The sequence below is a fragment of the Bradyrhizobium sp. Ash2021 genome (genome assembly GCF_031202265.1).
Classification (GTDB): domain Bacteria; phylum Pseudomonadota; class Alphaproteobacteria; order Rhizobiales; family Xanthobacteraceae; genus Bradyrhizobium.
The window spans coordinates 658,512-672,803 of sequence record NZ_CP100604.1 but is presented as its reverse complement, the minus strand read 5'-3'; the positions used below and the strand labels follow the sequence as shown (position 1 = coordinate 672,803).

Genomic DNA, 14,292 nt, shown 5'->3' with positions numbered 1-14,292 from the left:
CAGCGACGACCATTCCGCCGACCAGATTATCCTTCGCGGATATCATTTCCGGGCAGCTGGTGAGAAACCTATTCAACCTGCATTGAAGCCTCGCCTTGTCGACCAGTTGTCGGTGGGCAGGACAATCGCACGACTATCGCAGTTGTGATTAAAGGGGGCGCCGACCAAAGCCAACTACGTGTCGCATCCTGCCGAGAGGTTCAATGCCCTTAACAACCCCGCAAAGCCCTCCGGGCGCCGACAGGCCCTGAGATCGACGGTTGCTTTCCCATGGTCGACATTCTTACTCTTCTTCGGCTCTTGAACCTTGATGCGTCGGCCGAGAGACACGGCTGCGGACTTCTTGGCGTTGGGATCGTGCCAATGCCGGCTCACAATCTTGGGCGTCGCTGTTGGGCTAGGACGTTGTGGTACAGGCTCGTCAGGCGCCTTCGCAACCAGCATGGCTGGCTCCACGGCGACGGCGTCACCAACGTATGCAATTTCCAACTTGTCTGCCTTGGTCAACGTATCCTGTGAAAAGGTTTTGCCGACGGTCGCTTGCTCCGGTGAAGCTCCCACGGTCGGCGGAGGCGTCGAAGTTCCGGCGCCAATAGCGACCATTGCACCTACGCCACTCGAACAAAGAACCGCAAGCCACAGTGTCCTGATCACGGCCAACCCCGCATGATCCGAGTATGCGAATTGACTCTGAGCTTAGGACTGAATCAGGCACTTAAGGGGCAGCCGCGCAGGAATTTCATCGCATAGTAGAAAAGTTTCGCACCAGAGTTAACGAGCGGACGGGTGGACGAACATACTTCTTTGGTTACACCATGCATCGGGCGCCGTAGTGAGAGGACATGCCAAACTATGCCCGGCACATTAGTCCTTTCGACGCGAGCTGACGAATGGCGGCAACACGTCAGACGGGATTTCCCGAACCTCGCTATCAGCCGAGCACCGGACACTGAAAATCGCGCGTTAGGCGCTATGGAACATCGCCGCAAGCTCTGACAAGGCCTCAACTCTATGCTCGATCATTCACCGGCTCGGACGGTCTGAGCGCGCACAAATGTCCGCTTTGCGCCCGCCAGAACCCGACGTCGGTCGAGTGGACCGAGACTGTTCGAATCAACTGAGGTTTTCCGATCAGCCTTTCGTCGCTGCACAGAGGATGGACGGATGCACTATCCTCCAGGGGCTCGATCATCACGCGCGTGACGAAAGATTTGTCGCGGACCTGCTTAAATCACCAGGAAGTTCGAGTCGTGCAGTGTTCCAGTGTAGTTGGTCAGGTGTATTTCGATATCGTTTGCACCCATCACGCCGTCGCCGTTGACGTCGATCTGAAGCGTCGCGTTTCCTCCCACCACCGCATCCAACCGCGCCGAGGAGTGCGGCGATCCCACCGATCCGTCGAACGCGGCCGTGTCCACGAAGTGTATCGGTCCGGTGAAGCCGTTCGATCCCGACATGCCCGTGAAAGTGAAGGTGTCGCTGTCGGCGTTGAAGTTGAGGATGGTGTCGCCGTTCCCGGTCTGGGACTGGGCGGCGGCAGTGAAGTTGAAATTGACCGGAGTGGAACCGGCGACCACGGTATCCGCCCCAAGACCTCCGGTTATCGTCGTGCTCCCCGACGTGTTTCCGATGGTGATGAAGTCGTTGCCGTCGCTGCCGTTCACCGTCTCGGCGTTGACCACGGTGACGCCGTTGGCCTGCGCACCGAAGTTGATGACGTCGTTTCCTGCGCCCATGTCGAAGACCGTGGCGAAGGACTGCTGAGTCACGGTCAGTGCGTCGTCCGACGAACTTCCGTTCAGATGGTTGATGTTGAAGAGGTTGTCGAGCGAGTTGGTCCCCGCCGCTAGATTCAGCGTGTTACTGCCGTCTGCGAGGTCGACGGAAACCCCGGAGACGTCGGAGAGCAGCGTCAGGGTGTCATCCGACGGCGCGGTGCCGCCGGTGAAGTCGCTGCTGCTGATGCTCTCGACGTTCGTGACTGAGACCGAGTTGACGCCGTCAGCGAGGCTGAGATGGTCGTTGCCGGTCCCGAGGTCGATCGCGACGTTGCTGACGTCGTTGTTGAGCGTCAGATTGTTGTCCGCGGCGCTGCCGTTGATGTGCTCGATATTGAGCGCGGTCAGCGACACGCCCTGGGCGCCGAAGTTCAGCGTATTGTCGCCCGGTCCGAGGTCGATGACAGGGTTGTTGTCCGGGGTGAAGGCGCCGTCGGTCAGGGTCAGGACGTCGTCGGAGGCGGTTCCGTTGATGTGCTGGACGTTGAAGATGTCCCCGAACGTGTTGGTTCCGGCGGCGAGATTGAGCGTGTTGTCGCCCTGTTGCAGGTTGACGTTGACGCCCGAGACGTCGTTGAGGAGGGTCAGCGTGTCGTTGGACGGCGCCCCGTTGAAGTCGTTGGCCTGAATGTTTTCGACGTTGGTGACGGCGATCGAATTGACCCCACCCGCCAGGGTGAGGTTGTCGTTGCCGACGCCGAGGTCGACGGTCAAGCCGCTTACATCGTTGGTCAGCGTGTAGAAGTCATCCGCCCCACTGCCGACCAGGTGCTCGACGTTGTGGAGCGCTACGGTAAGGAACTGCGATCCGAAACTGAGCGTGTCGTTTCCGGCACCCAAGTCGATCGAGAGGTCGTTGGCGCTGGTGAAAAGTCCGTTGCCGATCGTGAGCGTGTCGTCGGATGCGGTGCCGTTGATGGTGTCGACGTTGAACACGTTGGTGAACGAGTTGACCCCGCCGGTCAGGTTCAGGGTGTTGATGCCATTGCCGAGGTTGACCGACAGGCCGTTGACGTCATTCAGAAGCGTCAGCGTATCGTTGGAGACGCTACCGGCGGCGAAATCGCTACCGCTGAGGATCTCGACGCCGGTCACGCTCACCGAATTCGAGCCGTTAGCGAGGCTGATGCTGTCGTTGCCGCCGCCCATGTCGATGGTGAGGCCGTTGACGTTGCTGACCAGGCTGACGGAGTCGTTGCCGCCGGTGCCAACCAGGTGCTCGACGTTGGCGAGATTCAGATTGTACCCTCCGGTCACGCCGAGGATGACGGTATCGTTGCTGCCCGCGCCGAGGTCGATCTGGTGTCCCGACAGGCTCGGGCTGATCTTGATGAAATCGTCGGCAGATCCCGTCAACGTCGTGAAGGAACTCGTCGTCGGACCGAAGAAGAGCCTGTTGTCGGAAAGGTCGACCGGACTTCCGGAACTCCCGGAAGCGATCAGGACATTGGTGTCGCTGAACTGCAGCACCTCGACATTCGTGAGCGTGTCGGTTCCGTCGCGGCCTGCAACGGAGTCCGCAACCGTGGTCTGGCCGGCCACGGTCGAGATCGCGTAATTCGCGCGCGCCCCGGAATAGATCGCGATGTCGCCGGCGCCGCCGCCGTCGATGGTGTCGTTGCCGCCGCCACCGACAAAGGTGTTGCTGTTGCCGTCTCCGGTCAGCGCATCCCCGAAGGCCGAGCCGGTGATGCTGTTGACGCCCCCGATGATGGTGTCGGTTCCGATGGCGGCCGCGTCTCCGGCGGCGGTGCCGTGCGCCGTCCCGAGCGACAGGTCGACCGTGACTGCAGCCGCCGCATTGGCGTAGATGACGCGCGTGTTACCGTTGCCGGTGATGGTGTCGTTTCCGCCGAGGCCCTCGAACTGGTTAAAGAGGCCGTTGTTACCAACGTTGAGGGCGCCGGCCGAGCCGTATCCGGTCGCGTCGTAGGTGTCGGCGTTGACGGTGCCCTGGATGCCCTCGATCGAGCGCAGCGTATCGGTACCGATCGAAGAATCTCCTGTCACGATGCCTGCGGCAAGATGGACCGTGATGCTGCCCGTCGAAAGATAGATGTTGTTGTAGCTGGCAACATCAAAGCCGCCGCGTCCGTCGATGTAATCGTCGCCGCCGTTGCCGGTGAAGGTGTTGTTGTTCGCGTCTCCGAGCATGGTGTCGGCGAACATCGACCCCTGGACCGCGTTGACGCCGGTGAAGGTGTCGTTACCGACCGATGCATCACCGCTGTCAGTGCCGGCAGCGATGTCGACCGTGACCCCCGCGGTCGCGTTGTTGAAGCTGATACGGGTATTGCCGTTGCCGATGATGGTGTCGTTGCCGCCGCCGCCGGTGAATTCGTTGAACGTACCGAGCGATCCGGCGTTGGTGCTGGTGCCGCTGAAGCCGACGGCGTTGTAGGTGTCGGCGAAGGCCGTTCCGCGCACGGCTTCGACGGAAATCAGCGTATCGTTGCCCGCAACGGAACTGCCGGTGACCGTTCCGGCAGCGAGATTGACGGTGATGCCCGTCGTCTCGGTCAGGTCGTTGATATAATCGGCACGGTCAAAGCCACCGCCGCCGTTGATGATGTCGTTGCCGCCGCGGCCTTCGAACACCTCGACCGTGCCGAACGGGTTGTTGCTGCCGATCAGGGTGTCGGCGAAGCTCGAGCCGAGAACGTTCGAGATCGTGGTGGTGAAGGTGTCGTGTCCGACGGACGCGTCGCCATCAGCGGTCCTGGTGGTGAGATTGACGGTGACGCCTGCGGTCGCATCGAGATAGGAGACGCGGGTGAGCGCGGCGCCCTGGCTGTTGATGAGGCCGGTGATGACGTCGTCGCCGCCCATGCCCTCAAATTCGTTGAAGCCGACCGGGGTGCCGGGAACACCCGTGCTGCCGGTGAATCCGGTGGCATCGAAGGTATCGGCGAAGTTGGTGCCGATGAGGCCCTCGATGCCCGTCAGGGTGTCGGTACCAACGCCCGCGCCGGTGACCGTGCCGGAGGCGAGATTGAAGGCGATGCCGACGGTCGCATCCGTGTAGATGGCGCGGTCGAACCCGAGCCCGCCATTGATGGTGTCGTTGCCCGCAAAACCCTGGAACCGGTCGTTACCGGGCGTCCCGTTGAGGACGTTGTCGCCGCTGTCGCCGGCGAAGGTGTTGCCCGGGATGCCGGTCACGGTGAGCGCCAGCACCTTGTCGAAGGTCAGACCTCCGGCGTCGGTGTCGCGTACGGTGACATTCTGGGTTGCTACCGTGACGCCGGCGAGGCTGCCGGCCACGACCAAATTGCCGCCGGAGACCGCGAACAGGCCGCCGTCGTTGTCCAGGAGGGTGAACGTCGCGGTGTCGCCGGCATCGGGATCCACTCCCGACAAGGCGCCGACGACGGTTCCGATGGCGCTCGTCGCCGCGATCGTCGAACCCGAGATCGAAATGGCGGTCGGGGCCTCGTTGACGTTGGTGGTAGCGATCGTAAAGGTCGTGTCGTGGGTGAGCCCGCCCGAATCGGTCGCCCGCACCGTCACCTGGTGCGAAGCCGCCTGCTCGAAGTCGAGCGGACCGGTGGTGACGAGATTGCCGCCGGAGATCGTGAACAGCCCGCCGGCATCATTCGTCAGCGTGAAGGTCGCGGTGTCGCCCGCGTCCGGATCGACCGCTGACAGCGCGCCGACCACGGTGTTTGCGGGGCTGTTTTCGGCGATCGATGCATTGGACAACAGGACCGCCGTCGGCGCCTCATTGACGTTGGTGGTGGCGATGGTCAACGTCTTGTCGAAGGTGAGGCCGCCGCTGTCGGTGACGCGTACCGTGATCTGGTGCGAAGTCGCCTGCTCGTAGTCGAGCGGACCAGCCACGACGACCTGGTTGCCGATCAGGCTGAACAGACCTCCGGCGTCGTTGGTCAGCGAGAAGGTCGCGGTGTCTCCGGCGTCCGGATCAACCGCGGCAAGGTTGCCGATGACGATGCCGTTCGGGGTGTTCTCCGGGACCGATGCGTTGGACAGGGTGATGTCGGTCGGCGCCTCGTTGACGTTGGTGACACCGATCTGGATGTTCTTGCTGAAGGTGGCGCCGGCCGAATCCGTCACCTGCACGGTGACCTGATGGGAAGCCGCCTGCTCGAAATCGAGCGGTGCGGTCGTGACGATATTACCCCCCGAGATTGCGAACAGGCCTCCGGCGTCGTTGGTCAGTACGTAGCTTGCGGTATCGCCAGCGTCAGGGTCGGTGTCCGATAAAGTCCCGACGACGGTGTTCGCTGGGCTATTTTCCGCAACCGTCGCGTTCGACAGCCCGATGTCGGTCGGCGCGTGGTTGGCGGTGACGACCGAAAAATTGGCGTCGCTGAGGGTGCCGACGAGGTTGTTCAGGACGACGGTGATGTCGCCCGCGCCGATCACGCCGTCACCGTTGACGTCGATCTGGAGTTGCTCCTGCCCGCCGGAATTGACGAGAATGGCTTCGGCATGCGGCGTTGCCGGCGACCCATCGAGTACACCGGAGGCCATGAAGTGCACGGAGCCGGCAAGGCCGGCGACGCCGTCGAGCAGGAACTGGTCGTGCGCGGCGTCGAAGTTGGTGACTGTGTCTTCCCCCGTGGCCGCGGAAGATTCTGACGCATCCGTGTAACCGATGATGTCGCTCGCGGCGCTGGCGGTGATGAAATCCGCGCCCCCGCCGCCGGTGACGGTGGTGGTTCCGGTGGTGTTGGCGATGGTGATGAAGTCGGTCGCGGCGCTGCCGTTGACGTGTTCGACGTTGGCGACCGTGACGCCTCCCGTAAATCCGGTAAGATTTAAGGTGTCGTTGCCGGCGCCGAGGTCGATGGTGTCGCCACCGGCGTCGTTGAGCATGGTCAGCACGTCGTCGGAAGCACTGCCGTTGATGTGCTCGACGTTGTAGGCGGTGATGGAATTGGTGCCTGCCGCGAGATTCAGCGTGTTGTCGCCCTGCTGCAGGTTGACCGTCACGCCGGTGACGTCGTCGAGCAGCGTCAGCGTGTCGTCCGACGATGGGGTTCCTCCAACGTAATCGTTGGTACCGATGCTCTGGACGTTGGTCAGGCTCAGCGTGTTGGCGCCGGCCGCTATCTGCAGGTTATTGTTTCCTGCGCCAAGGTCGACGGTCAAACCGTTCTGGTCGTTTGTCAGCGAGTAGAAGTCGTCGCCGGCGCTTCCAACCAGGTGCTCGACATTGTGGAGCGCGGCGCTGAGGAACTGCCCGCCGAACTGGAGTGTATCGTCGCCGCCGCCGAGGTCGATCGAGAGGTCGTTGGTGGTCGTGAAAAGCCCGCCGCCGATGCTGAGGGTGTCGTCGGAAGTGGTGCCGTTGATGGTGTCGACGTTGAAGACATTGCCGAGCGAATTGACACCAGCTGCGAGGTTCAGCGTGTTGATACCTTGCTGCATGTTGACGTTGACGCCCGAGACGTCGTTGAGGAGGGTCAGCGTGTCGTCGGAGGGCGCTCCGTTGAAGTCGTTGGTCTGGATACTTTCTACGTTTGACACGCTGACCGAGTTGGTGCCGTTGGCAAGGGTGAGGTTGTCGTTGCCGGCACCGAGGTCGACGCTCAGTCCGGTGACGTCGTTGGTCAGCGTGTAGAAATCGTCGCCACCGCTGCCGACCAGGTGCTCGACGTTATGGAGCGCGGCATTGAGAAACGTCGAGCCGATCTGTAGCGTGTCGTTGCCGGCGCCAAGGTCGATCGAGAGGTCGTTGGTGTTGGTGAAAAGGCCGTTGCCGACCGAGAGGGTATCGTCGGATGCGGTGCCGTTGATGGTGTCGACGTTGAATACGTTGGAGAACGAGTTGACGCCGGCCGCGAGGTTCAGGGTGTTGATGCCGTTGCCGAGGTTGACTGACAGACCGCTCACGTCATTCAGAAGCGTCAACATGTCGTTGGAGACGCTTCCGGCGGCGAAGTCGCTGCTGTTGAGGTTCTCGACATTCGTCACGCTTACCGAGTTCGAGCCGTTAGCGAGGTTGACGGTGTCGTTGCCCCCGCCCATGTCGATCGACATGCCGTTGACGTTGGAGAGCAAGCCCACGAAGTCGTTGCCGGCCGTGCCGACGAGGTGTTCGACGTTTGCGAGGTTGAGATTGTAGCCGCCGGTGACGCCGAGCATGACGGTATCGTTGGCGCCGCCGCCGAGGTCGACCAGATGGTTCGAAAGCGACTGGTTGATCTTGATGAAATCGTCCGCCGATCCGGTCAGCGAGGTGAACGGGTTGGAGGCGGCATTGAAGAAGAGCCGGTTGTCGGAAAGGTCGACCGGATTCGCCGAGCTTCCGGAGGCGATCAGGACGTTGGCGTTGGTGAACTGCAGCACCTCGACGTTGGTGAGGGTGTCGGTGCCGTCGCGTCCCGCCACGGTGTCCGTGACCGTCGTCTGGCCGGCGCCGTTGGTCGAAATCGTGTACTGGCCCCTTGTTCCCGAGAAGATTGCTATGTCGCCGCCGGCGCCGCCGTCGATGGTGTCGTTGCCGCCGCCGCCGACGAACATGTTGCTGTTTCCGTCGCCGATCAGCGTGTCGCCGAAAGCCGAGCCGGTGATGCTGAAAACACCTCCAGTGAAGGTGTCGGTGCCGACACCCGCTGCGTCTCCTGCTGCGGTTCCGTGGGCGGTTCCGAGCGACAAGTCGACCGTGACCGCGGCCGCGGCGTTGGCGTAGATGACGCGGGTATTGCCGTTACCGGTGATGGTGTCGTTGCCGCCCATGCCCTCGAACTGGTTGAAGGTACCGTTGTTGCCGACGTTGAGGGCGCCCGCCACGCCGTATCCGGTCGCCACATAGGTATCGTCGAAGATCGTACCCTGGACGCCTTCGATCGATCGCAGCGTATCGGTGCCTGTCGAGGCGTCCCCAATCACGGTGCCCGAGGCCATGTCGACGCTGATCGCGCCGGTGGTGTAAGTGAGGTTGCTGTACTGGGCGACGTCAAAACCGCCCCGGCCGTCAATGTAGTCGTTCCCGGCAAGGCCCATGAAGGTTTCATTGCCGTTGCTTCCCAGCAGGGTGTCGTCGAACATCGAGCCCATCACGGCGTTGACGCCCGAGAAGGTATCGGTGCCGACGTTGGCGACGTCGCCTGCTGCCGTGCCGTGCGCGGTGCCGGCGGCGATGTCGACGGTCACGGCGGCCAATGACTGCGAATACTGGATTCGCGTGTTGCCGTTGCCGATGATGGTGTCGTTGCCGCCTTCGCCGTCGAAGTTGTTGAAGGTGCCCAACGAGCCGGCGTTGGCGCTGGCCCCGCTAAAGCCGGTCGCGTCATAGGTGTCGGCGAAGTTGGTGCCGCGGACAGCCTCGACCGAAAGCAGCGTATCGGTGCCGATCGTCGCATCGCCGGTAACGGTGCCCGCCGCCAGATGGACCGTGATTCCCGACGTCGTAGCCGGGTCGTTGTTGTAGACCGCGAAGTCGTAGCCGCCGCGTCCGTTGATCAGGTCGTTGCCGCCGCGGCCGTCGTACTGCTCGAACGTACCATTTGGATTGTTGCTGCCCAGCAGGACGTCGTCATAGGCCGACCCGACGATGGAGTTGACGTTGGTGAAGGTGTCGTTGCCGACGTTGGCGACGTCGCCGGCGGCGGTGCCATGCCCCGTGCCGGCCGCGATATCGACCGTGACTCCGGCGGACGCGCTGACATAGGAGATGCGGGTGAGGATTTCACCGGACGCATTGACCGTGCCGATGATGGTGTCGTCGCCGCCGCCGCCCTCGAATTCGTTGAACCCGGCCGGCCTGCCGGGCAGACCCGTCGATCCGGTAAATCCCGCGGCGTTGTAGCTGTCGGCAAAGGCGCTGCCGGTCACCGCTTCGATCGACACCAGGGTGTCGTTGCCGACATTGGCAACGTCGTTTGCCGCGGTGCCGTGCACCGTGCCTGCCGTCAGGTCGATGGTGACTCCGGCAGCCGCGTCCGCATAGCTTGCGCGGTCGTAGCCCGCGCCGCCGTCGAGACGGTCGTCTCCGGCGCCACCGATCAGGGTGTCGTTGCCGTTGTTGCCGTAGAGAAGGTCGTTGCCGGCGCCGCCATTGATCGTGTCGTTACCGTCCAGGCCATCGATAGCATCGTTACCGGCACCTCCCGTCAGGACATCGGCGCCAAGCGTTCCGAGCAGAGCAAGACCGGTGACTCCGACCACAGCAGCGGAAACCTGCGCGCCGAGATCGGTGACATAAGTGTCATGTAGTGCCGTCAGCTGAGCCATGTCGGTGAAGTTGGTGTTAGCCAATTGGGTCGTCGCGGCGCCCTGGGCCACGACGGCCGCCTGCGCCAGCGCGGTCAAATCGGCGCCCGCCGACTGGATGCTGGCGTTCGCCGCGGATACCACGTCGGTCACCGCCGAGGCGGCAACGGCGCTGACGTGCGAGTTCGAAACGATGTTCTGGACGGTGGAATGCGCGCTGAGGTCAACCGTGGTGGAATTGGTGACGCTGGTCGTCACGGTGTTGGCGATCGCGGCGAAAACCGCGCCGGAAGAGCCGCCGACGGCCGATACCTGAGCCACCGTGCTCTGCACCTGGATGCCCGCCGAAAGAATTGCCGATCCGATCGCCGATTCGGCGGCATTGCCCGAAATGGCGGCCAAAACCGGGTCGAAGGTCGTAAGGACCGTGCCCGGATCCAGGCCGAAGGCCGCAGCAACCTGACTTGCGGCGTCGGTGGCGGAAATAGGATGGTCCACCGTGCCCGTCGCCACAATCGCGGCAATCAGTGTCGTCAACGGCGTTACGACGGTCGACCCTTCCGGCGCCGACAGTACGCCGGTGAAGCACAGATTGGTTGAAATATCGGTGCCGCCGAACATGACAAGCGGCCCGCTCCCGCCGCTGAGGGTGAAACTGCCGTCAGCATTGGTGGTCGTGTGGGCTTCGCCGGGATCGAGAATGCCATTGTGGTTGGCGTCGGCGAAGACCGTGGCGCCGGCGATGTATCCGTCTTCGGCCAGGCCGCTCATTTCGCTCGGATTTGCGGACACCGTGACGGCAATATGCGCGCTGGTCGATGCGGTGTGCGTGCCGTCGCCCGAGGACGCGACCACGTGGAGATTGAAGTTTCCTGCCTGGGCAAGCCCACCGACGGGGACGAGCGCCAATGTGCCGAGTTCTGCGGGCGCGACGGTCCAGGTCGACCCGTCATCGGATATCGTCCCATGGGTCAACGTGTAGCCCGATGGCACGCCACTGATCGAGACAGCCAGGGTGTTGCTGGTATCGATCAGACCGACCGCGATGGACAAAGATATATTGGCATTGTCCAAGCCGGACGCCGTGGATCCGACCGTCAGCGTGGGAGCATCTTGCGCGCCGTGAATTGCGAAGCTCACCTGCTGGGTGGTGCCATCGAGCGCCGTCACCGTGAAGGTATCGGTCTTGGTATCGCTGGCGCCGAGATACTGGGTGGCGCTGTCGGGGACCGTATAGATGTAGGCACCGTTCGCCGACAGCGTCAGCGAGCCGAGATTTCCGATCGCTCCGGTCACGCCGGTTTGGAACGAGGCCTGGCCTTGATCGGCATCGGAAATCGAGATCGTGCCCGACGCCGTCAGATTGCCGTTCGAGACATTGGAATCTTCGGTGACATCGTGAACGGTCGGCGTTCCGATCACCGCGGCGTCGTTGACGCCCTGGATCGTGAAAGAGATGACCTTGGTGGTGCCGTCGAGCGCCGTGACGGTGAAGGTGTCTACCTTGGTGTCGGCGGCACCTAGGAACTGGGTGGCGGAATTGGCGACCGAATAGGTGTAGGTGCCGTCGGCGGCGAGCGTCAGGGCGCCGAGATTGCTGGCGTCGGCAACGCTGCCCGGATGGAACGAACTCTGGTTCTGATCGACGTCGGAAATCGTCAGCTTGCCGGTCGCCGTGAGCGTAGCCCCGCCGGAATCTTCCGTAACGGTGTGGGCGACGGGATCACCGATCACGGCTGCGTCGTTGGCGCCCTGGATCGTAAAGGAGACGACTTTGGAGGTGCCGTCGACCGATTTAATGGTGAAGGTATCCACCCTGGTGTCGCCGAGGCCAAGGTACTGTACCGCACTGTCGGCGACCGAATAGGTGTAGCTGCCGTTGCTCTGCAGAACCAGGGTGCCGAGGTTATCGGCACCCGGCGTCGTCGTGGTCTGGAAGGCGGCTTGGCCGGCGTCCGGATCCGTGACCGAAATCGTTCCCGATGCGGTCAGCGTCGCGCCGCCGACGTCTTCGGTAACGACGGCGTTGGTCGGATCGCCGATCACGGCCGGGTTGTTCGCACCGCTGCCGCCGTGGATGGTGAAGGAGACCGCCTTGGTCGTGCCGTCGAGCGCGGTGACCGTGAAGGTGTCGACCTTGACGTCGGCCGCGCCGAGCGATTGGGTGGCGCTGTTGGCCACCGAATAGGTGTAGGCGCCATTGGCTGCGATGGTCAGATTCCCAAGGTTGCCGACGGCCGAGATTACGGATGTCTGGAACGAGGACTGGTTCTGGTCAACGTCCGAGATCGAGATCGTACCGACCGCTGTCAGCGTCACCGGCGAGGCGTTCTTGGTCACGTCATGGATCGTGGGATCGCCGATGACCGCGGCGTCGTTGGCGCCGTGGATGGTGAAGGAAACCTGCTTCTGCGTTCCGTCGAAGGCGGTGACGGTGAAGGTTTCGATCTTGGTGTCGGTGGCGCCGAGATACTGCACCAGGTTGTCGGCGACGGTGTAGGAATAGGCGCCGTTCGAGGCGATGGTCAGGTGGCCGAGGGTGCCTGGAGCGGCCATCACCGAGGTCTGGAACGACGACTGGTTCTGGTCCGCGTCCGCGATCGAGATCGTGCCGGCCGCGGTCAGGTTTCCGGTCGACGAGACGTTGACGTCCTCGGTGACCTCGTGGACGGTGGGCGTGCCAATGACGGCGGCATCGTTGGTCCCGTGAATGGTAAATGTGACTTGTTTGGTGGTGCCATCGAGCGCGGTCAGCGTGAAGGTGTCGACCCTGGTGTCGCCCGCGCCGAGATACTGCACCGCACTGTCGGCGACGGTGTAGATGTAGGCGCCGTTGCTGCCGATGGCGAGCACACCAAGGTTGCCGTTTCCGGCCAGCAGCGCCGGCTGGAACGCGGCCTGGCCCTGGTCGGCGTCGGTGATCGACACCGTGCCGATCGCATACAGAAGCGGATTGGTGGCGTCCTCGGTGACGTCGTGGACCGTCGGGGTGCCGATCACCGCGGCATCATTGACACCGTGGATGGTGAAGGTGACCTGCTTGGTGGTGCCGTCGAGAGACGTCACCGTGAAGGTATCGACCTTGGTCTGTCCGGCCCCGAGATACTGCACCGCGCTGTCGGCGACCGAATAGGTGTAGGTGCCGTTGGCCGCTATGACGAGATTTCCGAGATTGCCGGAAGCCGAAATTACCGACGTCTTGAACGCCGCCTGACCCAGGTCCGCATCGGAAATCGAAATGGACCCCACCGCCGTCAACGTCGGACTGGTGGCATCTTCGGTGACGTCGTGGACGGTCGGCGTTCCGATCACGGCCGCATCGTTGGTGCCGTGGATGTTGAAGGATATCTGCTTGGTGGTGCCGTCGAGCGCTGTGACCGTGAAGGTGTCGGTCTTGACCTGGCCGGCTCCGAGGAATTGTACGGCGCTGTCGGCGACCGAATAGGTGTAGCTGCCATTGCTATGCAGCACCAGAGTGCCGAGGTCGCCGGCGGCGGGTGTGACGGTGGTCTTGAACGCGGCCTGGTTCTGGTCGACGTCGGAGATCGAGATCGATCCGGTCGCTTTCAGCGTCGGGTTGGTGGCGTCCTCGGTGACGTCAACCACCGTCGGTGTTCCGATCACGGCAGCGTCGTTGACGCCGATGATGGTGAATGACACCTGCTTGGTGGTGCCGTCGAGCGATGTAATCGTGAATGTGTCGACCTTGGTGTCGCCGGCACCGAGATATTGCACCTTGCTGTCGGCGACGGAGTAGACGTAAGCGCCGTTGGCGGCGATGGTGAGGGAGCCGAGATCGCCGGAAGCGGCTTTGACCGTCGTCTTAAAAGCCGCCTGGCCTGCATTCGCGTCTGAAATCGAAATCGATCCAGCCGCAACCAGCGTCTGCAAGTTGTTAGTGTCCTCGGTTATGGTCGAAACCGTGGGCGTACCTATAATAGCGGCTGAATTAGACATACTGGTCCCCTCTCCCAAAATTTATTGGTCCGTCGATCGCGGTTAGTTCGGTTTTGCTGATGATCGGCGCTGAAATTTTTGCGCCAGATGGATCGAGTTAATAACGGATGGTGATTTCGAAATTTTCGATAATCTTCATGAGCAAACCAATCGCGTCAAGGCCAAAACAAACAACTGTTGGAATTCCGCTCACCGAAACTTATTAACGCGCATCGCATTGCGCCATTCGAACGAGTAAATAGAGCTCCTTGGTTGATCCATTCAAAAAACTGAAGATTTGCTCCTGAATCGTTGGTTGCAGAAATTTTGAATGTGGGAGGATACGGCCGCTGTGAACGGCGAGCCTATTCCGGCATGATCACCAAAACCTAGGTTT

At 62.2% G+C, this 14,292-nt stretch carries 2 protein-coding genes; both read right to left on the bottom strand.

All coding sequences use genetic code 11. The features are described from left to right. Positions 1-174: 174 nt before the first annotated feature. Positions 175-603 carry a hypothetical protein gene (locus tag NL528_RS03195; protein ID WP_309181274.1) on the bottom strand — a complete coding sequence of 143 codons (429 nt, stop codon included), beginning with the start codon at positions 601-603 and terminating at the stop codon, positions 175-177. Between the two features lie 623 nt (positions 604-1,226). Further along, a complete protein-coding gene (locus tag NL528_RS03190; RefSeq protein WP_309181273.1) occupies positions 1,227-13,916 on the bottom strand; it encodes a VCBS domain-containing protein in 12,690 nt (4,229 codons plus the stop codon). Positions 13,917-14,292 lie beyond the last annotated feature (376 nt).

What these genes read in the sequence shown, in the direction of transcription:
- NL528_RS03195 (WP_309181274.1), bottom strand. Translation starts at nt 603, where the DNA reads ATGGTCGCTATTGGCGCCGGAACTTCGACGCCTCCGCCGACCGTGGGA.
- NL528_RS03190 (WP_309181273.1), bottom strand. Translation starts at nt 13,916, where the DNA reads ATGTCTAATTCAGCCGCTATTATAGGTACGCCCACGGTTTCGACCATA.